The following is a 21,370-nucleotide window of genomic DNA, read 5'->3' as shown; positions in this document are numbered from 1 at the left end:
TAAGTGCAGAGGGGATAGGCAAAATGTTTTCACACATCATGATCGGCACCAACGACCTCGACAAGGCGAAGGCCTTCTACGACAATTTGCTGAACACGCTGGAAGTGCGACCGGCCAAGATCGACGGTCACCGCATCTTCTACTTCACCAAGACCGGCGTGTTCTCGGTGTCGAAGCCGATCAACGGCGAGCCGGCGACGCACGCCAATGGCGGCACCATCGGCTTTGCCTGCAACTCGCCCGAGCAGGTGGATGCGTGGCACGCGGCAGGTCTCGCCGCTGGCGGAACGCCGATCGAGAATCCACCCGGCATCCGCGAGGGCGCGGGGAACAAGCTCTATCTGGCTTATTTGCGTGACCTCGACGGCAACAAGATCTGCGCGATGCATCGGATGCCGAACTGATTGCTCAGGATGCTGTCATTCCCCGCGAAAGCGGAGAATCCAGTACGTCGCAGCTTCTCCGTGAGTCACAGACGTCACGGAGTACCGGATCGCCCGGTCAAGCCGGGCGATGACAACGGCGAATGCCACAGGGGCGCAGCGAACCACCAACACCATTCAAACAACATTTCAAACGCCCTCGCGAAATTCCATCGCATGGCATGGCTTGCGTGAGAAAATGCGCGCTCGCACTTTGCGCTTGCTGCGACTATTCTCCGGCCCAACGCGATCAGTGCCCCCGGGAGGAACAATGACAAAGCACGCCTACATTCCCCGCACCACCAACTACACGCTCAATCCCGGCGATGAGCTCAACGACCTCCGCATGTCGGACCAGGTCCGGCCGCTCTACGATCACGTCAGGAAGTTCATCCGCGACACCGTCGAGCCGATGTCGATCGAGTTCGCCAAGGCCGGCGAAGGCAAACAGGATCGCTGGAGTTTTACGCCGAAGCAGCTCGAGGTGCTCGAGGTCGCCAAGAACAAGGCCAAGAAGGAGGGCCTCTGGAACTTCTTCCTGCCCGATGACGAGACCGGCCAGGGCCTGAAGAATCTCGACTACGCCTATATCGCCTCGGAGCTCGGTAAGAGCCCGCTCGCGTCCGAGACCATGAACTGCTCGGCGCCCGACACCGGCAACATGGAGGTGCTGGAGCGCGTCGGCACCAAGGAGCAGAAAGAGAAGTGGCTGAAGCCGCTGATGAACGGCGAGATCCGCTCGGCCTATGTCATGACCGAGCCGAACGTCGCCTCCTCCGACGCCCAGAACATTTCGACCACCGCAAAACTCGTCGGCGACGAATGGGTCATCAACGGCGAGAAGTACTACATCTCCGGCGTCGGCGACCCCCGCTGCAAAATCCTCATCGTGATGGTGAAGACCAATCCCGATGCGGCGCCGAGCAAGCAGCAATCGCAGATCCTGGTGCCGCGCGACACGCCCGGCGTCGAGGTGCTCGGCCCGATGTACGTGTTCGGCCAGGACCACGCCCCGCGCGGTCACATGCACATGCGCTTCAACAATGTGCGCGTTCCGAAAGAAAACATGTTGCTCGGCGAAGGCCGCGGCTTCGAGATCTCGCAGCTGCGTCTCGGGCCCGGCCGCATCCATCATTGCATGCGCACCATCGGCAAGGCCGAAAAGGCGCTCGATCTGATGGTGCAGCGTGGCCTCACCCGCGAAGCCTTCGGCAAGAAGATCGCCCATCTTGGCGGCAACATGCAGATCATTGCGCAGGCGCGCTGCGAAATCGAGGCGATGCGGCTGATGGTGCTCAAGGCCGCCAAGGCGATGGACGTGCTCGGCAACAAGGAAGCCCGCGTCTGGGTCTCCATGGTCAAGGCCATGGTGCCGGAGCGCGCCTGCAAGATCATCGACCAGTCGATCCAGATGCACGGCGCCACCGGCATCTCGCACTGGACGCCGCTCGCCGAGATGTACCAGGACGTCCGTCACCTGCGTTTTGCCGATGGTCCGGACGAGGTGCACTGGATGGTGGTGGGACGCCACGAGCTGAGCATGGCGTAGGCCCCTTTTCTCCTTCTCCCCGCTTGCGGGGAGAAGGTCGGGATGAGGGGGAGCCTCCGCGAGGACGGTGAGAACTGGACTCGCGGAGACTCCCCCTCACCCGGCTCGCCTGCGGCGATCCGGCCTCTCCCCGCAAGCGGGGCGAGGCGAAGAAAGGACCCTACGACGCGGCCGGCTCGCCGACCTTGTCCTGAGTCCTGGTCTCGAAATCGCTGGCGTCGTGGCGCTCGTGGAGCTGGCTGGCGGGATCGCCGGAGACGCGGTTGACCATGCGGCCGCGCTTGACGGCCGGGCGCTTGGCGATCTCATCGGTCCAGCGCTGCACGTTCTTGTAGTCCCGCACCGACAAAAATTCGCCGGCGCCATAGACCAACCCCTTGGCGAGCGCGCCGTACCAGGGCCACACGGCCATGTCGGCAATCGTGTACTCCTTGCCCGCGAGATACTCATTGTCGGCAAGGCGCCGGTCGAGCACGTCGAGCTGGCGCTTGACCTCCATCGCGAAGCGATCGATGGCGTATTCGATCTTGAACGGCGCGTAGGCGTAGAAATGGCCAAAACCGCCGCCGAGATAGGGCGCGCTGCCCATCTGCCAGAACAGCCAGGACATCGCCTCGGTACGGGCCTTGATGTCCTTCGGCAGAAAGGCGCCGAACTTTTCGGCGAGATAGAACAGGATCGAGCCAGATTCGAAGACCCTGACCGGCTCGGGGCCGGAGCGGTCCACCAGCGCCGGGATTTTCGAGTTCGGATTGATGTCGACAAAGCCGCTGCCGAACTGATCGCCATTGCCTATCTTGATCAGCCAGGCGTCGTATTCGGCCCCCTTGTGGCCGAGCGCCAGTAGCTCCTCCAGCATCACCGTGACCTTCACCCCGTTCGGCGTCGCCAGCGAGTAGAGCTGGAAGGGATGCTTGCCGACCGGCAGCTCCTTGTCGTGGGTGGGGCCCGCAATCGGCCGGTTGATGCTGGCGAACTGCCCGCCGTTCTCCTTGTTCCAGGTCCAGACTTTTGGCGGCACGTAAGGGGTATCGGTCATGCGAAGGGCTCCGGCGGAAAGATGCGCCTGCATTAATTAGCCCGCGAATGGCCGATGGCAAGCCCTGCCGGCTCTGCGCTGCGCGCGGGCCTCAGGCCGGCGTCATGCAGTCTCGCCTGTCACCAGCCTGCGCGGCTGATGATCTGGCCGCACTTGGCGACGTCGGTTGACGCTCTCTTCTTAGGTTATGGAATGGTTCGTCCACGACGCGACGCCTGCGCGCAAGATGCTCGCCCCAATCCGGCGTGGCATCACCGGCAACGAAGGGCTAGCGTCGAACGGCCCTCACAAGGCAAAACAAGAGCAATGCGAAGGCCACCGGGAGAGGACCATGAAATCGCCGATCTGCGACATGCTGGGCATCGAGTTCCCGCTGCTCGCCTTCAGTCATTGCCGCGATGTCGTTGCCGCTGTCAGCCGTGCCGGCGGTTTCGGCGTGCTCGGCGCCACCGTGCACACGCCTGATACGCTCGAGCGCGAGCTGAAATGGATCGACGATCATGTCGACGGCAAGCCCTATGGCATCGACGTGCTGATCCCCGAAAACATCTCCACTGCAGGCGAGAAGGACGTCACCTGGAAGAGCCTTGAGGCGCGCGTGCCGCAAGAGCACCGCAAATTCACCAGCGATCTGCTGAAGAAATACGACATCGAGCTGACGACAACTGATGTGGCTGACAACCAGCCGCAGCCGTTCGACGCCGAGACCGCGCTGCAGCTGCTCAAGGTCTCGTTCAATCATCCGATCCGGCTGATCGCGAATGCGCTCGGCGTGCCGCCGAAAGCGATGATCGAGATGGGCAAGACGCACGGCGTGCCGGTCGCGGCGCTCGTCGGGGCCAAGGAGCATGCGCTGCGCCAGGTTGCGGCCGGTGTCGACATCCTCGTGGTGCAGGGCACCGAGGCCGGCGGCCATTGCGGCGAGGTCTCGACCATGGTGCTGGTGCCGGAGGTGATCAAGGCGATCAAGCCGATCCGCGACGTGCCGGTGCTGGCGGCCGGCGGCATCATGACGGGTCGTCAGATGGCGGCCTGCATGGCGATGGGCGCGGCCGGCGCCTGGACCGGTTCGGTCTGGCTTGCCACCGTCGAGTCCGAGACCTCTGAGATCTTTCGCGAGAAGATGATCGCCGCATCGTCCCGTGATGCAATCCGCTCGAAGGGCCGCACCGGAAAGCCGGCGCGACAGCTCCGTTCGGTCTGGACCGATGCCTGGGATCGCGCGCCGGAAAGCCCGGGCGCGCTGCCGATGCCGCTTCAGAGCATCATCAGCCGCGATGCCTTCAACTCGATCGACCGCGCCGCGGCCGCCGGCAATGCCAAAGCGCGCGACCTCGTCAGCTATTTCGTCGGCCAGGGCGTCGGCCTGATCGACAGCGTGAAATCTGCAGGCGCCGTGGTGCAGGAGTTCAAGGAAGAATTTGCCGAAGCCGTCGAGCACATGAATGCGCTGGTGGCGGAGTAGTTGCGCTGGACCCTCATGGTGAGGAGGCGCGCAAGCGCCGTCTCGAACCATGAGAGCCCGCGGCCCATCCTTCGAGACGCCTGCTGCGCAGGCTCCTCAGGATGAGGTCGGAAATATCTGAGAGAGTGAAGAAGCAAGAACGATGACGACCGTTTCCCCTGACCGCACCCCCGTCATCGTCGGCATCGGCGAGATCGTCGACCGCCCCAAGGAGATCGCCGACGGCCTCGAGCCGCTCGATCTGCTCGAACAGGCACTGCGACGCGCAGAGGCTGACGCCGGCGCGAAGCTGCTCGGCGAGGTGCAGTCGCTCGACGTCGTCAACTTCCTGAGCTGGCGCTATCGCGATCCGGAGAAGCTGCTGGCGCAACGGCTCGGCGTCTCGCCGGCGCATTGCTACTACGGCCCGGTCGGCGGCGAGAGCCCGATCCGCTTCATTCACGAGGCCGCAAAGCGCATCGCGCGCGGCGAATGTACCGTCGCCGCGGTCTGCGGCGCGGAGGCGCAATCGACGGCAACCAAGGCCGAGCGCGCGGCCGTCAAGCTGCCATGGACGCCATTCGCCCACGATGCCCCGGAGCCGAAGCGCGGCGCGACGTTCCAGAAACCGCTGGCGATCAAGCTCGGCGTGTTCCGCCCTGTCACGGTCTATCCATTCTATGAAGCGGCTTCGTCCGCGCATTGGGGCCAGACACCGCGCGAGGCGATGGCGGAATCAGGCACCCTGTGGTCGCGCTATTCGGCAGCTGCCGCACAAAATCCCAATGCCTGGCTGAAGCGGCGCTATGCGCCGGACGAGATCACGACGCCGACCGCGGACAACCGGCTCATTGCGTGGCCCTACAACAAGCTCATGGTCGCCAACCCTAGCGTCAACATGGGCGGCGCGCTGTTGCTCACCAGCCTTGCCAAGGCACGCGCGGCAGGGATTCCCGAGGACAGACTGGTCTATCCGCTCGGCGGCGCCTCGGCAGAGGAGCCGCCCGACTATCTCGTGCGCGACCAGTTTTACGAGAGCCATCCACAGAACGCGGTGCTGAAGGCCGTGATGGACATCGCCGGCGGCGACGGCAAGAATTTCGACGCGATCGAGCTCTATAGCTGCTTTCCCTGCGTGCCGAAGATGGCGCGGCGGACGCTGGGCCTGGGCGCCGACGTGCAGCCGACAGTGAACGGTGGCCTCACCTTCTTCGGCGCGCCGCTCAACACCTACATGACGCATGCAGCCTGCGCGATGGTGCGGCGCCTGCGCGGTGGCGACAAGCTCGGCCTGCTCTACGGCCAGGGCGGCTTCGTCACCAAGCATCACGCGCTGGTCGTTTCGAAGACACCGCGGCGGGATGCGCTGGCGCAGGAGACCAGCGTGCAAGCCGAGGCCGACCACAACAGGCGTGCGGTGCCGGAGTTCGTCACAGAGGCGAGCGGAAAAGGCAAGGTCGAGAGCTTTACGGTGCTCTACGGCCGCGGCGGCGATGCCGAGCACGGTGTGGTGATGTTGCGCACGGCGGATGACCGGCGCACGCTGGCGCGGATCCCGGCGAGCGATGATGCGACGCTAGAACGCTTGCTCGACTTCAATCGTACGCCGGTGGGTTCACTCGGCGAGATCGCGATGGCCGCCGATGGCGTGCCGGAGTGGCGGGTGGCCTAGCTCTCGTGTCCCGGACGCGGTGCGGCGCGAAGTGCCGCTCCGCAGAGCCGGGACCCAGAAAGCTACACGGTACAGCCAGGAGAGATGGGCCCCGGCTCAGCAGCGCATCACTTCGTGCTGCGCTGCGTCCGGGGCAAGAGAGCGTGCCGTCTCAGCTCTTCGGCGCCTGCTTTTCCGACGCAGTCGCCGGCTTGCCGCCGGCACCGACGACGCGAACCGCATCGCCGTCGGACAGGCCGTCCGGCGGTGCGGTGATGACGCGATCGTCAGGCGCGATGCCCGAGGCGAGCTCGATCTCGCGGCCGAGATCGCGCGCGATGGTCACGGTCTTGAACTGCACCTTGTCGTCCGCGCCCACGGTCGCGACACGCAGGCCGCTGCCGTTGAAGATCAACGCGCTGGCCGGGATGCTCAGCGGCGCGGTGTCGCGCTGCAAATTCAGCTTCACGCTGGCATAGCCGCCCGGCATCAATTCGCCGCTCGAATTGTCCAGACCGAGCTGCATGCGTGTGGTGCCCGAGGCGACGTCGACGGCCTGCGAGGACGCCTCCACCGTGGCCTGGAACGTCCGGTTCGGGTATTCCGGCATCACCATGGTGGCCTTGGCGCCGATCTTGATCGCCGGCACGTAGTTCTGGGGAACGTTGACGTAGACGCGCAGCTTGGTGATGTCGGAGACCACGAACATCGCCGGGCCGGCGCCGCCACCGGCGTTGATCAGTGCGCCGACGTCGGTGTCGCGCGCCGTGACCACGCCGTCGAACGGCACCGTGATCTTCTTGTAACCGGCCAGCGCCTCGAGCCGCTCGACATTGGCCTGTCCGGAATGGACCGCGGCGTTCTTGTTGGAGAGATCGGCGGTGCGCTCGTCGATCTCCTGCGCCGAAACGAAGTTGGAGGCGACCAGCGTCTTGCGCCGGTTCAGGGTTGCTTCCGACAGCCTGGCGCTGGCCTGCTGGCTGGCGAGGTCGGCGCGAGCCTGCAAAAGCTGCTGGTCGAGGTCGGGCGCCTCGATCTCGGCGATCACCTGACCCGCCTTGACGCGGGCGCCGATGTCAGCGCTCCAGCTTTTGAGATAGCCGGAAACGCGCGCGAAGATCGGGGCGCGATAATAGGCCTCGAGCCGGCCCGGCAGATCGATGGTGGAATTGAGCGATTTGGCGTTGGGCAGGGTCACCGCAACGCTCGGAACGGCCTGGTCGTCGGTCCATTCCTTCAGCTTGGAGCCCTGGTCCTCGCGGGCCCGGATGCCGGTGCCGACCACGAGGCCTGCCGCAATCAGCGCCACCACGCCGAAAATGCCCAGTTTCCGGTGCGACACCGGGGAGCGGGGTTCAGTGGGCGACATGCGGAGTCTCCAATGGGGCGGCGGCTCTGACGCCTTGTTTCTTGTGTACCATGCTGAACACCACGGGAACAAACATCAGCGTGGCGAAAGTTGCAAAGATCAGGCCGCCGATTACGGCGCGGCCAAGTGGCGCATTCTGCTCGCCACCCTCGCCCAGCCCGAGCGCCATCGGCGCCATGCCGATGATCATGGCGAGCGCGGTCATCAGCACCGGCCGGAACCGGACGAAGCCGGCTTCCAGCGCGGCTGCGATGGGGTCGCCCAGTTCCTCATAGCGCTCACGGGCGAAGGAAATGACCAGCACGCTGTTGGCAGTGGCCACGCCCATGCACATGATGGCGCCTGTCAGCGCAGGCACGGACAACGTGGTCTGGGTCGTGAACAGCATCCAGACGATGCCGGCGAGGGCTGCCGGCAGTGCCGTGATGATCACGAACGGATCGGACCAGGACTGGAAGTTCACGACGATCAGCAGGTAGATCAGCACGACGGCCCCGAGCAGGCCGAACAGCAGGCCCGAGAAGGCGCTGTTCATGGTCTGCACTTGGCCGAGCAGCACCACGGAAGATCCCTTCGGCACGTCCTTGGCGGTGTCGGCGATCAGCTGGCGAATATCATTGGACACCGCACCGAGGTCGCGGCCCGACGTCGTGGCGTAGATCTGCACCAGCGTCTGGATGTCGTATTGCGACACCACCGCGCTCGACGTCGAGCGCTTGATGTCGGCGATACCGCCGAGGATCGGCGACTGCGCATTGCCGGCCGCCGTGATCGGCAGTGTCTGCAGCGCGCTGAGCGAATCGATCTGATATTGCGGCGTCTGCATCACGATAGAGTAGGACACCCCGTTATCGGGATTGAGGTAGTAGGTCGGCGCCACCTGCGAGGAGCCGGCCAGATTGACCACGAGGCTGTTGGTGACGTCGCGCTCGGTCAGGCCGACATATTGCGCACGAGTGCGGTCGACATCGATATTGAAGGTCGGGTTGCTTGGCGATTGCTGAATGCGCGCGTCAGCCACGCCGGGAATGCGACGAACCTTGGCGAGCAGCTTGTTCGCGTAAGCAAAGTTTGCCTCAGCGTTGGCGCCCCGGACCTGGAGATCGATCGGCGCCGGCGCGCCAAAATTCAGGATCTGGCTGACGATGTCGGCCGGCAGGAAGGCGAAGCTGACGCCGGGGAACAGCCGCGGTAACTGCTCACGCAGCACCCGCACATGCTCCTCGGTTGGCTTGTGGATTTCCTTGAGCTTGACCTGAATGTCGCCATCCTGCGGACCGATCACACCGGTGTTGTTGTAGGTCATGTTGATGCCGGAGATCGGCATGCCGATGTTGTCGGTCAGCGTTTCGATCTCGCCCGGAATCAGCTTGCGGATCGCTTTCTGCACGTCAGCGAGCTGGTTGGCGGTCTCCTCGACGCGGGTGCCGACCTGGGTGCGAACATGCATCAGGATGTTACCGGAATCGACGGCGGGGAAGAAGTTGCGGCCCAGGAACGGCACCAGCGCGAAGGACGCCCCGACCACGCAAAGGAAGCCGATCACGAACACCGCGCGGTGCGCGAGCGCGAGCGCGAGCCCGAGGAAGTTATGGTAGCCGCCGCGAATGCGCTCGAACCGCCTCTCGAAACCGCGCTGGAACCAGACGAAGGGATTGCGCGACTTCGGTGGCTCGCCCTCATGATGGACGTGCGCATGCAGCAGATAGTTCGCCATGGTCGGCACCAGCGTGCGCGACAGGATGAACGACCAGATCATCGCGAACATCACCGCTTCGGCCATCGGCACGAACAGGAAGCGCGCGACGCCGGAGAGGAAGAACATCGGCACGAACACGATGCAGATACAGAGCAGCGAGACGAAAGCCGGCGTCACGATCTGGTTGGCGCCATCGAGGATCGATTGCTCGACCGGCTTGCCCTGCTCGAGATGGTAGTTGATGTTCTCGATCGTCACCGTGGCGTCGTCGACGAGGATGCCGACCGCGAGCGCGAGACCACCGAGTGTCATGATGTTCAGCGTCTCGCCGATCGCCGAGAGCATGATGATGGCGCCGAGAACGGAGAGCGGGATCGAGACCGCTATAATGACGGTCGAGCGCCAGCTGCCGAGGAACAGCAGGATCATCACGCTGGTGAGCAGCGCGGCGATCACGCCTTCGAAGGCGACGCCTTGAATCGCGCCGCGGACGAAGACCGACTGGTCGCCGATGAATCCGACCTTCAGCGCGTCCGGCATCTGGTCTTTGACGTCGATCACCTTCTGCTTGATGCCCGCGATGATATCGAGGGTCGAGGTCGCGCCTGCCTTCAGCACCATCATCAGCACCGAGCGGTTGCCGTCGACATGGACGATGTTGGTTTGCGGCGGATTGCCGTCTCTGACGGTTGCGACATCTCGCACATAGACCATCGCGCCGTTGACGGTCCTGATCGGCAGGTTGCCCAGCTCGTCGATCTTGAGCGGCGAGTTGTTGAGCTGGATGTTGTATTCGAACTGGCCGATCTTCTGGGTGCCGACCGGCGTGATCAGGTTTTGGGCCGCGAGCGCGTTGGCGACGTCCTGGCCGGACAGGCCGCGGGCCTGGAGCGCGGTCGGGTCGAGGTCGATCTGGATCTGGCGCTGCTTGCCGCCGAACGGGTACGGGATCGCCGCACCGGGCACGGTGACCAGCGGCGTGCGCAGCTGGTTGATGCCGATGTCGGCGAGGTTCTGCTCGGTCAGGCCATCGCCCGACAGCGCCACCTGGATGATCGGCACGGTCGAAGCGGAGTAGTTCAGGATCAAGGGCGGAGTCGCGCCCGGCGGCATCTGCTTCAGCAGCGTCTGCGAGATCGCCGTGACCTGCGCATTGGCGGTGCGGATGTCGACATTGGGTTGGAAGAAAATCTTGATGATGCCAAAGCCGTTATAGGAATTGGCAGTGATGTGCTCGATGTCGTTGACGGTGGTCGTCAGCGCTCGCTGGAACGGCGTGGTGATGCGGCCGGACATCTGGTCGGGCGGCAGGCCGGTATACTGCCAGACCACGCCGATCACGGGGATCCGGATGTCGGGAAAAATGTCAGTCGGCGTCCGCAGCGCCGCCAGCGGTCCAATGATCAGAAGCAGGAGCGCGAGCACGACAAACGTGTAGGGTCGGCTCAGGGCAATACGAACCAGAGCAATCATTCGTCAGGCAATTCCAAATCAGGGGACAGGGAAACCGCCCCCGCGGGTTCCTCGACTGATTTACTCGAACACCGCTGAAATGGCCAACGGCAGCGCATCACGCGTAGTCACTTCCCTGCTATCGCGCAGCGAAATCGCATTCCAGATATGCAGCCGCTGGCCGGAAGATTACAGAGACGGCCTTCGACCACGTAAAAAAGCGGCGCTCGGAGGCGCCGCTTTCAGAACTGCCATCGCGTCCAAGATTAGGCTGCGCGGACGTTGGTCAGGAACTTGCTGACCTCAGTCTTTAGTCGGGCGCTGTCGTTGGAGAGCATCTGCGCCGCCGAGAGCACCTGCGAGGAGGCGGTGCCGGTCTCGGTCGCGCCGCGTTGCACGTCGGTGATGTTGGAGGACACCTGCTGAGTGCCCTGGGCCGCCTGTTGCACGTTGCGGGCGATTTCCTGGGTCGCAGCACCCTGCTCTTCCACCGCGGCCGCAATCGCCGAGGAGATTTCCGAGAGACGCTCGATGGTCGAGGAGATCTCCTTGATCGCGCCGACCGAGTCGTTGGTCGCCGCCTGGATGCCGGAGATCTGCTGGCCGATCTCGCCGGTCGCCTTTGCGGTCTGCTCGGCAAGCGCTTTCACTTCGGAAGCGACCACCGCGAAGCCGCGCCCGGCCTCACCGGCGCGCGCCGCTTCGATGGTCGCGTTGAGCGCCAGCAGGTTGGTCTGGCCGGCAATGGTGTTGATGAGCTCGACGACGTCGCCGATGCGCGAAGCGGCTTTCGAGAGCTCGCTGACGCGCTCGGTGGTAGCGCGGGCCTGGCCGACGGCATCGCCCGCCATCCGCGCCGATTCCTGCACCTGGCGGCTGATCTCGCCGACCGAGGAGGCCATCTCTTCTGTCGCCGAGGCCACCGACTGGACGTTGGTGGACGCTTCTTCCGAAGCCGAGGCAACCGTGGTCGCCATCCGCTGCGAGCGGTCGGCGGTCGAGGTCAGCGTCGAGGCCGAGGCTTCAAGCTGGGTCGAGGCCGACGACACGGTCTGGACGATCTCGCCGATCATGGTTTCGAAGTCGCGGGTGATGTTGTCGACGCGGCGGCCGCGCTCGATCTTGGCTTCGGCGTCGGCCGCGGCGGCTTGGTCGGCGGCCTTCTTGGCGATCAGGGCCTCCTTGAAGACCTGCAGCACGTCGGCCATCGAACCGATCTCGGTCTTCTCGCCACGATGCGGGATCTCAGCGGAGAGATCGCCGCGACCCAGCGCCTGCATCGGCTGGGTGATCGAATTGATGCCGCTGGAGACATCATGGACGAGATAGAAGCCGACGCCGATGCCGGTCACGACGGCAGCACCCAGAATGACCGCAACCAACATGAAGGCATTGAAGTAGCTGTCGGCGGCATCCTGGGCGGCCTGAGTGCCGCCCTTGGTGTTGAGGTCGATATCCTTTTGCAGCACCTCGTCAGACTTGAGGCCGATCTTGTTGACTGTCTTTGTGTTCAGCTCATGGGACGCGTGCGGGACCTTCCCGGCCTCCATACGTGACAGTTCCATGACCTCTTCGGCGCCTTTCTGGTAGTCGCCCCACAGCTTGGACCACTCAGCGTACAGCGTGCGCTCTTCCGGCAGGCTAATCATGGCCTCATATTGCTTGCGAGCTTTCCCCAACGCCTCCGTCACGGTCGCCGCGGTTGTTTCCGCCGCGATCTTGTCGTCCAGTTTCTCGGACAGCATGTGCTCGCGAACCACATTGCGATAAGTGATGACGGCGGCGCGAATTTCACCGAGCACCCGCACGCTGGGCATCCAGCTCGTGGTGATCTCGGTGGTGTTGGCGTTCATCGACCGCATCTTCATGACGGCGAGCAGGCCCATGCCGGCCATCCCAACCAGCAGGAACGCCACGACACTGATGATCTTGGCGCGGATGGAGATGGTGGCGAGCATGAACAGTCTCTTGTGTTGGCGCGGCGCTTGGCCTGGAAACGAGTCAACCGAAAGCTTGCGGCGCCGGTATCCAACAACAAAGCAACTGAGCAGTTGTTAACTACGACTCCGTACGAGTACGGAAGCCGAAAGAAATGAACAGAGGGCTAAGGTTGCTCTCCGCTCAGCGCATGAGCCTCATCGCGTCCGCGAAAAACTCCGGTCCACCGAAATTGCCCGACTTCAAAGCGAGTAACATGTCGCCCGCGGCGGCGCCGACGGCACGAAGCACCGGCACGCCGGCGGCGATCTCCGCGCCGACCAGGAAGCCGGGAATCCCGAGGCGGTCGACGACGGCGCCGGAGGTCTCGCCGCCCGCGACGATCAGTCGCCGCACGCCTGATTTCACTAGGCTTTCGGCAATGTCGGCCATCGTCTGCTCGATCGCGTGCCCTGCGGCGTCGCGGCCGTGACGCGCCTGGAGTGCGGCAACGTCAGCCGGTGTCGCACTCGATGCAATCAGCACGGGACCTTGGGCCAATCGCTCCTTCGCCCAGTCGAGCGCACGCTGCGTTTCATTCGCACCCGTAAGAATACGGTCGGGGTCGAGACGAAGCACCGGCATGACGCGTTCGGCGTTGGCGATCTGCTGCAAGGTGGCCTGCGAGCAGCTTCCCGCGAGGCACGCCACCTGCCCGCCGACGGCGGCGCCCTGGTCGCTGCTGGCGGCGGCCGACTTGACCTTGCCGGTCGACACCAGCGCGCGGGCGAGCCCAAGGCCGATACCGGAGGCACCGACCGACAGGCGGTGCTCGGCGGCGACAAGGCCGATGGTCTCGAGGTCGCGGTCGAACACGGCGTCGATGATCGCGGCGCCGATGCCCTTGCCCGATAGTTCGGCGAGCCGGGCCCGCACGGCCTCCGTCCCCCGTGAGAGGGTCGCGAGATCGACGAGACCGATCTGCGACTTGCTCTGGCGCGCCAGCACGCGCACCAGGTTGGAATCATGCATCGGGTTGAGCGGATGGTCCTTGAGGGGGCTCTCGTTCAGCGGCACGGCACCGACGAACAGATTGCCCTGATAGACGGTGCGACCGGTTTCGGGAAAAGCCGGGGTCACCAGCACGACGGCCTCGCCGCAATCGGCTCGCAGCGCATCCATCACCGGCCCGATATTGCCTGCGTCCGTGGAATCGAAGGTCGAGCAGATCTTGAACAGCACGTGACTCGCGCCGCGATCACGCAGCCATGTCTCGGCCGCGCGCGAGCGCGACACCGCAAGCCCAGCCTCGATCGAGCGGCTCTTGAGCGACACCACGACGGCGTCGACCTCCGGCAGCTTCAGATCGTCGGCAGGCACGCCGATGGTCTGCACCGTGCGCAGGCCGGCGCGCGTCAGTGTATTGGCGAGATCGGAGGCGCCGGTATAGTCGTCGGCGATGCAGCCAAGGGAAATCTTCGCCGCAGGCGTCACGGCTTCACTCCCGCATAGGGCTTGAACCAGGCGAGCCCATCGGTGGTCTTGCCGCGCGGGTTGTATTCGCAGCCGACGAAGCCGGCATAGCCGAGGCGGTCGAGCTCGTCGAACAGGAACGGATAATTCAGCTCCTCGCCGTCGGGCTCGTTGCGCGAGGGAATGCTGGCGATCTGGATGTGGCCGATGATCGGCATCATCTCGCGCAGCCGCATGGTGACGTCGCCATGGATGATCCCGCAATGATAGATGTCGAACTGGAGCCTCAGGTTGGGAAGCCTCAACTCCTGGATCAAATCGCGCGCGAAGCCGAAATCGTTGAGGAAATAGCCGGGCACATTGCGGGAATTGATCGGCTCGAGCACGATGTCGATGCCATGCGGCGCGAAGAACTCCGCCGCCCACGCCACCGATTTGTAGAAGGCCTCGATTGCGACCCGTTCGCCGCGGTTGGCGATGCCCGCCATCAAATGCAGCCGCTTGACGCCGGTCGCCTTGGCGTAAGGGAGCGCCGTCTCCAGGCTCGCCTTGAGGTCGGCAAAGCGCGCCGGCAATGCGGCAAAACCCTTCTCGCCGGCATTCCAGTCGCCCGGCGGCAGGTTGAACAGCGCCTGTGTCAGGCCGTTGCGCTTGAGCCGCTCGCCGACCGCTTCGACCGGGTGCTCATAGGGAAAGAGAAACTCGACAGCGGTGAAGCCGGCTGCCGCGGCGGCGTCGAACCGGTCGAGGAACGGCACCTCGGTGAACATCATCGAGAGGTTGGCGGCGAAACGGGGCATTGGAATCCTCTTCTACTTGTCGCCGGGAAGTTTGACGCCGGTGACCTGCGCATACATTCGCGCCACCGACGCATCATCGTCACGTCCCATGCCGGCGGCCGATGTCATCAGGAACATCTGGAGGGCTGCGGCGGAAACCGGCACCGGAAATCTGGCGCTGCGCGCCATGTCCTGGATGATGCCGAGATCCTTGACGAAGATCTCCACCGCGCTGCGCGGCGTGTAGTCGCCGTCGAGCACGTGCGGCATGCGGTTCTCGAACATCCAGGAATTGCCGGCAGACGCCGTGATCACCTCATAGACCTTGCGGATGTCGAGGCCCTGCTTGGCGGCGAAGGCCATCGCCTCGCTTGCGGCAGCGATATGCACGCCGGCCAGCAGCTGGTTGATCATCTTGAATGCCGCGCCCTGGCCAGCGGCATCGCCGAGCTCATAGAGCTTTGCTGACATGGCATCGAGCGCAGGACGCGCCTTTGCAAAGGCGGCCGGGCTGCCCGACGCGAGGATCGTCAACTCGCCTTGCGCGGCACGCTGCGCACCGCCGGAGATCGGCGCATCCAGGTAATTTCGGCCGGTCGCTTCCAGCTGTTTTGCCAGGCGCCGCGCCACGTCGGGATCCATGGTCGCAGAGGAGATGAAGACGCTGTCTTTCGGCAGGGTCTCGGCGACGCCGTCCTTGCCGAACAGGATTGCTTCGGTCTGCGCGGCGTTGACGACGACGCTGACGACGATGTCGGCGCCCTTGGCCGCCTCGGCCGGCGTTGCGGCGCCGGCGCCGCCGTCTTTCACAAAACGCGCGACCGTATCAGCCGAAACGTCGCAGCCGGTGACCGTAAAGCCGGCGCGTTTCAGCGAGGTCGCCATGCCATATCCCATCGAGCCGAGCCCGATGACGGCGATGCGCTGATTTTGTGACGTGGACGCGGACATGCAGCTAACCCTTGCGAACGTTTCCCGGACGACCACCTTTGCGGCGGCTCGTGACCTCGAATAACACGGCTTGGCCGCGCTGCCAAAGCGTGAGACAAGCGAGCATGACGGCCATGAGAACTGAAACGAGCAACGAGACAAGGCTACGTGAGGATATCTGCCGCTTCGGACGGTCTCTGTTCGAGCGCGGGCTGACGCCGGGCTCCTCCGGCAATATCAGCGTCAGGCTCGATGGCGGCGGCTGGCTGGTGACGCCGACAAATGCGTCGCTCGGCTTCCTCGATCCTGCAAAACTGTCGCGGCTGGACGATCAGGGCCGGCTCATGTCCGGCGATGCGCCGACCAAGGAAGTTCCGCTGCACACCGCGCTCTACGATACGCGCGGAAGCGCACGGGCGATCGTGCATCTGCACTCCACCCATTCGGTCGCGCTCTCGATGCTGCCCGAGATCGACCCACGCGCCGCGTTGCCGCCGATGACGGCCTATTATTTGATGAAATGCGGCGCCACCGCGCTCGTGCCCTATTACCGCCCCGGCGATCCCGCGGTCGCCGATGCGATCAAAGGCCTGGCCGGGAAGTATTCATCCGTGCTGCTCGCCAATCACGGCCCGGTCGTCGCCGGCGACACGCTGGAAGCCGCCGTATTCGCGACCGAAGAGCTGGAAGAGACGGCGAAGCTGTACCTGCTGCTGCGCGGGATGAACCCGCGCTATTTGTCGCCGGAGCAGGTGGCGGATCTGGTGAAAGTATTCGGCGTGACGCTGCCGGAGCATGGGCATGGGCATTGAGCCCCGGCTCCATCCTCGTCATTGCGAGCGCAGCGAAGCAATCCAGACTGCCTCTGCGTTGACAATCTGGATTGCTTCGTCGCTTCGCTCCTCGCAATGACAGTAGCGCCTAAAGCCCCAGATACGCCTTGCGCACGTCCGGATTGCCCCTGATCTCCGCCGACGGGCCTTGCATCAGCACGCGACCGGTTTGCAGGATGTAGGCGCGGTCGGCGATCTCCAGGCACTCGGCCATGCGCTGCTCGACGATCAAGACGGTCATGCCGGCGTCGCGGATGCGCAATACCGCCTGGAAGATTTCATCGACCAGCTTTGGCATGATGCCCTGCGAGGGTTCGTCGAGCATCAGAAGCCGCGGGCGCGTCATCAGGGCACGGCCGATCGCGAGCATCTGTTGTTCGCCGCCGGAGAGCGTTTCGGCGCGCTGCTCGAGGCGTTCGGACAGGCGCGGGAACAGCTTGAAGACGAGGTCGAGCGGTCCCTCGCGATCCGCCTCGCCGCGATAGAGGTAGCTGCCGAGGCGGAGATTGTCGCGCACCGACAAGCGCGGGAACAGGCGGCGGTTCTCCGGCACATAGGCAATGCCGGTCGCGGTGATGTGGTGCTGCGCCATGCCGTCGAGGCGTTTGCCGTCGAACGTCACCGTGCCCGAGCGCGGACGCTCGGCGCCGGCGATGGATTTGAGCAGCGTCGACTTGCCCGCACCGTTGGCGCCGGCAACGCAGACGATCTCCCCCTTCTGGACTTCGATCGAGATCGCGGAGATCGCGACCAGGCCCTGATAGGCGGTCGTGACTTCATGCACTGACAGCATGACGATCTCCCAGATAAGCGCTGATCACCTTGGGATCGCGGACCACGTCGGCGGGCTTGCCCTCGACCAAAACCTTGCCAAGATCGAGCACGATGGCGCGGTCGACCAGCGGCATCACGATCTCCATGACATGCTCGACCATCAGAACGGTGATGCCGGCATCGCGTACTTTTCGCACCAGCGCCACACCGGTTTGCGCCTCCGTCGGCGTGAGGCCGGTGAGGACTTCGTCGAGCAGCAGCAGTTTCGGTTCGGTCGCAAGCGCACGCGCGACCTCGAGGCGCCGCTTCTCGGCCGGCACGAGGTCGCTTGCGAGCACGTCGGCGCGGGCGGCAAGGCCGGTGAATTCCAGAATCTCATAGGCCTTGCGGCGCGCTACGCGCATCACCGTGTTGCGCACCAGCGCACCGACGATGACGTTGTCGATGACCGTCATGGTCTCGAAGCTCTTGACGACCTGGAAGGTGCGTCCGACGCCGCGCTGGCAGCGCTCGGCTGCCGGCAGCTTTGTCACGTCCTCGCCGTCGAACCAGATCGAGCCTTGCGTCGGCGGCAGAACGCCGGCGATGAGATTGAACAGCGTCGACTTGCCGGCGCCGTTAGGACCGATCAGACCGACGATCTCGCCGCGGCCGACCGAGATCGAGACGTCAGAGTTGGCGACGAGGCCGCCGAACCGCTGCCAGACGCCGCGGGTTTCAAGGAGCGCGGTCATCGCGTGGCTCCTTTTGCCTTTGAACGGGAGAACAGGCTCACCAAGCCTTGCGGCAGAGCCAGCGAGATCGCCACGATCAGCGCGCCATAAACAATCAGGTCAACGCCGCGTCCGGAGCCGCCGATAAAAGAGCGTGTCAGCTCCGTCATCGGGATCAGGATGGCCGCGCCTAGCACCGGACCCCAGAGGGTGCCGATGCCGCCGAGCACGGCCGGGAGCGCCATCAAGAGCGAGAACTGGAAGCCCATGACGCTCTCGGGATCGATATAAGCGAGGAACTGCGCATAGAAGGCGCCGCCGACGGCAACGAGGAAGGCGGAGACGGCGGCAGCGCCCATCTTGGAGTTGAACACGACAACGCCGAGGCTTTCAGCCGCTTCCGGATTGTCCTTCACCGCGCGCCACCAAAAACCCCATTTGGAGTCTTCAAGCCACCACGTGACGAACCAGGCGAGGCTGCACAGCGCCAGCGCGAAATAGAAGTACGGCAGCTTGCTGCGCAGGAACTGGAATTTCAGCCAGCTGTCGCCGCGCACCGGAATGGTGATGCCCATCGCGGCCCCCGCCCATTCCCAGTTCTGGAACAGCAACAGCCCGATCTCGGCGATGACGATGGTCGCGATCACGAAGTAATGGCCGCGCAGGCGGAAGAAGGGATAGCCGAGCCCCATTGCGATCACAGCCGCGATCACGCCGCCGGCAAGCATGCCGAACCAGGGCAGCACGCCGAACTTGGTGAACAACAGCTCGGTGGTGTAGGCGCCGATGCCGAAATAGAGCGCGTGTCCAAGCGAGATCTGTCCGCAATAGCCGGACAGGATGTTCCAGCTTTGCGACAGAGCCGCATACATCAGGGTCAGGATCAGGATGTTCTGGACGTAGACATCCCTGACGAACAGCGGTGCGAGCGCTGCGAGCCCGGCCAGGACCGCGGCGATGATGAGGTCGCGGCGGCGCCGCGCGGCAAAATTCTTGTCCATCACATCGACCCGAACAAGCCGCGCGGCCGGATGAAAACAACGAGCAGATAGACGGCATAGATGCCGACCGATTTCAGCGAGGGCGGCAGCACCAATGCGGTGGTCGCTTCAACCAGGCCGACGATGATGCCGCCGGCAAAGGCGCCGAACACGCTGCCGAAGCCGCCGAGCGCGACGGTCACGTAGGCGATCAGCGCAAAGGACGCGCCGACGTCGGGATAGATGTAGAAGAACACCGCCATGATCGCGCCGGCGAGACCCACCAGCGCGGCACCGAGGCCCCAGCCGAGCGCAAACACGCGGTTCTTGTCGATGCCGACCAGCGCGACCGCGCCCGGATCTTCACGCGTCGCTTCCAACGCACGGCCGAAATCGGTGCGGTGGATGAAGAAGTAGAGACCGGCAAACGCCGCGATCGCGACCAGCGCGCCGATTAGCTGCGGTTCCGGCAGGAAGATGCCGGCGACGGAGATGGTCTTACCGCCGGCCCAGGAGTGCGGGATGCTTCGATAGTCCGGGGTGAAGAAGAACTGCGCGAGCCCGCGCATCACGATGGCGAGGCCGAAGGTGGAGAAGATCTGCACCATGCCGGCGTTAGCTTTGGCCCGCATCGCGAAGCGCACGACCAACAGGTAGACCACGGCTCCGAGCACGAACAGCGCGGCGGCGACCAGCGGCGCTGACAGCAAGGGGTCGATGGCGAAGTACGTGAACAGGAAGAAGCTCACATACATCGCGATCATCAGGAACTCGCCATGGGCGAAGTTCACGACGTCCATCAGGCCGAAGATCAGCGCGAGGCCGACCGCGATCAGTCCGTAGAGCAGGCCCATCAGGAGGCCGCTGGCGAGACTCTGGATAATGGCTTGGGCTGTCAAAGTTCGTCCCCCGTTCGAAACGTCACGACAGGCTTCGTCATTGCGAGCGAAGCGAAGCAATCCAGAAATGTCTCCAAGGAAGCAGTCTGGATTGCTTCGTCGCTTCGCTCCTCGCAATGACGGTGTGGAAGCAGCTTGGTCGTCCTGCTCCTCACAGCGCCTCGTCTCCCAACCGCGCGCCGCTTACTTCATCGGCCAGGTCGCTTCCGCGATCGCGGCCTGCGGCGGGAAGATGGTGACGAACTTGCCGCTGATATATTGCAGCAGCACCGGGTCGGCATCGTTGTTCTGGCCCATCTCGTCGAACTTGACGCGCTTCCAGGGCATGATGGTCTGCTCGCCCGGGATGTCGGTGGCGGCGAGCGCATCGCGGATCTTCTCGCCATCGGCCGACTTGGCGCGGTTGATCGCGTCGGCGAGGATGATCAGGCCCATGAATTGGCGCGAGGTGAGGTCGTTGAAGTCCTTGCCCGAGCGCGCCTTGAACATCTCGTTGATCTTGCCGACCATCGGACGCTTCTGCGCGAGGTCGAGCGAGAAGGTGCCGCGCGAGATGACGCCTTCGAGCTTGTCGCCGACGGCGTCATAGAGCGCCTTCTCAGAGAAGCCGGCGTCCTGCGCCACGATCGCATTCGGCTTGTAGCCGAGCTCGGCCATGGTCTTGACCAGCAAAATGCCGTCGGTGGTGTAGCTGGAGGGCATCAGCACGTCGGCATTCGCGGTCTTGAGCTGCTGCACCTCGGCCGAGAGCGACGGCGAGTTGGCGCGGTACTTGATGTCGGTGACGATCTTGTAGCCGCGCTCGCCGGCGATCTTGGCCTGGGCGTTGCTGGAATCGGTGCCGAAGATGGTATCTTCGTGGAACAGCGACAGCGTCTCGATCTTGGTGCCCTTCTTTTTCAGGGCATCGAAGAAGTCGAACATCGCGGCCGAATACATTTCGTCATGCGGCGCCGCACGGAAGTAATATTTGAGGCCGCGGCGATGCAGGCTCGGCGAGGAGTTATCCGCCGAGACGAACGGGATCTGGTAGCGTTCGCAGATCTGGCTGACGGTGACGGCCACCGCGCTCTGATAGGTGCCGATGATGGCGGAGACCTTCTCCTGCGTGATGAGGCGCTCGGCCTCGGCGCGGCCCTTCTGCGGATCGGCCTGATGGTCGGCGAACACGAGACGCACCTTGGCGCCGCCGAGACCCGGCAGGCCCTCGCCCTTCGCCAGCGGCAGATCGAAATCGGTGTCTTTGTTGATGACCTCGAGCGCGGTCTCATAAGCCTTCTGCGCGTCGACGCCCTGCTGCGCACTGCCGCCGGAGAACGGATAGATGACGCCGATCACGACTTCAGAGGCCTGGGCGCGTGCAGCGAGCGGTACCAGCGCAGCAGTGGCGGTAGCACCGAGCAGAACGTCGCGGCGAGAGATCGTCATGGCAGAGTCCCCTGTTACT

General features: G+C 64.2%; 17 protein-coding genes. 5 read left to right on the top strand and 12 right to left on the bottom strand.

The features are described 5' to 3' along the window. Window positions 1-23 precede the first annotated feature (23 nt). Entirely contained in the window at window positions 24-404 is a 381-nt protein-coding gene (locus tag ACP2YP_RS13150) for a VOC family protein (RefSeq protein WP_426424602.1), read from the top strand. Window positions 405-693: 289 nt separating this feature from the next. Further along, window positions 694-1,971 carry an acyl-CoA dehydrogenase family protein gene (locus ACP2YP_RS13145; RefSeq protein ID WP_426424601.1) on the top strand — a complete coding sequence of 426 codons (1,278 nt, stop codon included), beginning with the start codon at window positions 694-696 and terminating at the stop codon, window positions 1,969-1,971. Between the two features lie 160 nt (window positions 1,972-2,131). Here the strand turns inward: ACP2YP_RS13145 and yghU are convergent, their stop codons facing one another. Continuing rightward, window positions 2,132-3,010, bottom strand: coding sequence for a glutathione-dependent disulfide-bond oxidoreductase (yghU, locus tag ACP2YP_RS13140; protein WP_426424600.1), 879 nt, complete (start codon window positions 3,008-3,010; stop codon window positions 2,132-2,134). A gap of 331 nt (window positions 3,011-3,341) precedes the next feature. Between yghU and ACP2YP_RS13135 the strand changes: the two genes are divergently transcribed. Together ACP2YP_RS13135 and ACP2YP_RS13130 are read left to right on the top strand one after the other, a co-directional pair. Further along, the gene (locus ACP2YP_RS13135) at window positions 3,342-4,475 is read left to right on the top strand and encodes a nitronate monooxygenase (protein WP_426424599.1); all 1,134 of its coding nucleotides are present in this window, start codon (window positions 3,342-3,344) and stop codon (window positions 4,473-4,475) included. Window positions 4,476-4,617: 142 nt separating this feature from the next. After that, window positions 4,618-6,126 carry an acetyl-CoA acetyltransferase gene (locus ACP2YP_RS13130; RefSeq protein WP_426424598.1) on the top strand — a complete coding sequence of 503 codons (1,509 nt, stop codon included), beginning with the start codon at window positions 4,618-4,620 and terminating at the stop codon, window positions 6,124-6,126. A gap of 151 nt (window positions 6,127-6,277) precedes the next feature. Here the strand turns inward: ACP2YP_RS13130 and ACP2YP_RS13125 are convergent, their stop codons facing one another. The 6 genes from ACP2YP_RS13125 to ltnD form a co-directional block, all read right to left on the bottom strand. Beyond that, on the bottom strand, window positions 6,278-7,474 hold the full coding sequence (locus ACP2YP_RS13125; protein ID WP_426424597.1) for an efflux RND transporter periplasmic adaptor subunit: 1,197 nt from the start codon (window positions 7,472-7,474) through the stop codon (window positions 6,278-6,280). Further along, window positions 7,461-10,646 carry an efflux RND transporter permease subunit gene (locus ACP2YP_RS13120; protein WP_426424595.1) on the bottom strand — a complete coding sequence of 1,062 codons (3,186 nt, stop codon included), beginning with the start codon at window positions 10,644-10,646 and terminating at the stop codon, window positions 7,461-7,463. Before ACP2YP_RS13120 ends, ACP2YP_RS13125 begins: the two co-directional genes overlap by 14 nt. Before the next feature lie 245 nt (window positions 10,647-10,891). After that, window positions 10,892-12,583 carry a methyl-accepting chemotaxis protein gene (locus tag ACP2YP_RS13115; RefSeq protein WP_426424594.1) on the bottom strand — a complete coding sequence of 564 codons (1,692 nt, stop codon included), beginning with the start codon at window positions 12,581-12,583 and terminating at the stop codon, window positions 10,892-10,894. Between the two features lie 163 nt (window positions 12,584-12,746). Then, on the bottom strand, window positions 12,747-14,036 hold the full coding sequence (otnK, locus tag ACP2YP_RS13110) for a 3-oxo-tetronate kinase (protein ID WP_426424593.1): 1,290 nt from the start codon (window positions 14,034-14,036) through the stop codon (window positions 12,747-12,749). Beyond that, on the bottom strand, window positions 14,033-14,815 hold the full coding sequence (otnI, locus tag ACP2YP_RS13105) for a 2-oxo-tetronate isomerase (RefSeq protein WP_426424592.1): 783 nt from the start codon (window positions 14,813-14,815) through the stop codon (window positions 14,033-14,035). Before otnI ends, otnK begins: the two co-directional genes overlap by 4 nt. A gap of 12 nt (window positions 14,816-14,827) precedes the next feature. Beyond that, complete coding sequence (gene ltnD / locus ACP2YP_RS13100; RefSeq protein WP_426424591.1) at window positions 14,828-15,745, bottom strand: L-threonate dehydrogenase; 918 nt, start codon at window positions 15,743-15,745, stop codon at window positions 14,828-14,830. Window positions 15,746-15,849: 104 nt separating this feature from the next. Here ltnD and ACP2YP_RS13095 point away from each other — a divergent pair, with 104 nt between their 5' ends. Continuing rightward, on the top strand, window positions 15,850-16,536 hold the full coding sequence (locus ACP2YP_RS13095; RefSeq protein ID WP_426424589.1) for an aldolase: 687 nt from the start codon (window positions 15,850-15,852) through the stop codon (window positions 16,534-16,536). A 109-nt stretch (window positions 16,537-16,645) separates the two neighbouring features. Here ACP2YP_RS13095 and ACP2YP_RS13090 read toward each other — a convergent pair whose 3' ends face one another. From ACP2YP_RS13090 to ACP2YP_RS13070, 5 genes are all read right to left on the bottom strand, one after another. Continuing rightward, window positions 16,646-17,350 (bottom strand): ABC transporter ATP-binding protein, encoded by a 705-nt coding sequence (locus ACP2YP_RS13090; protein ID WP_426424588.1) that lies wholly within the window; start codon window positions 17,348-17,350, stop codon window positions 16,646-16,648. Continuing rightward, entirely contained in the window at window positions 17,334-18,065 is a 732-nt protein-coding gene (locus ACP2YP_RS13085; RefSeq protein ID WP_426424586.1) for an ABC transporter ATP-binding protein, read from the bottom strand. The genes ACP2YP_RS13090 and ACP2YP_RS13085 overlap by 17 nt, the downstream gene beginning before the upstream one ends. Continuing rightward, the gene (locus tag ACP2YP_RS13080) at window positions 18,062-19,045 is read right to left on the bottom strand and encodes a branched-chain amino acid ABC transporter permease (RefSeq protein ID WP_426424585.1); all 984 of its coding nucleotides are present in this window, start codon (window positions 19,043-19,045) and stop codon (window positions 18,062-18,064) included. Before ACP2YP_RS13080 ends, ACP2YP_RS13085 begins: the two co-directional genes overlap by 4 nt. Further along, a complete protein-coding gene (locus tag ACP2YP_RS13075) occupies window positions 19,045-19,878 on the bottom strand; it encodes a branched-chain amino acid ABC transporter permease (RefSeq protein WP_426426133.1) in 834 nt (277 codons plus the stop codon). Before ACP2YP_RS13075 ends, ACP2YP_RS13080 begins: the two co-directional genes overlap by 1 nt. 228 nt (window positions 19,879-20,106) lie before the next feature. Next, entirely contained in the window at window positions 20,107-21,351 is a 1,245-nt protein-coding gene (locus ACP2YP_RS13070) for an ABC transporter substrate-binding protein (protein ID WP_426424584.1), read from the bottom strand. Between the last annotated feature and the right edge of the window lie 19 nt (window positions 21,352-21,370).

This window comes from Bradyrhizobium genosp. A, from assembly GCF_049949275.1.
In the GTDB taxonomy this organism is placed as follows: Bacteria; Pseudomonadota; Alphaproteobacteria; order Rhizobiales; family Xanthobacteraceae; genus Bradyrhizobium.
Note: the sequence above shows the minus strand (reverse complement) of the source record. Positions and strands in the feature narration are given on the sequence as shown.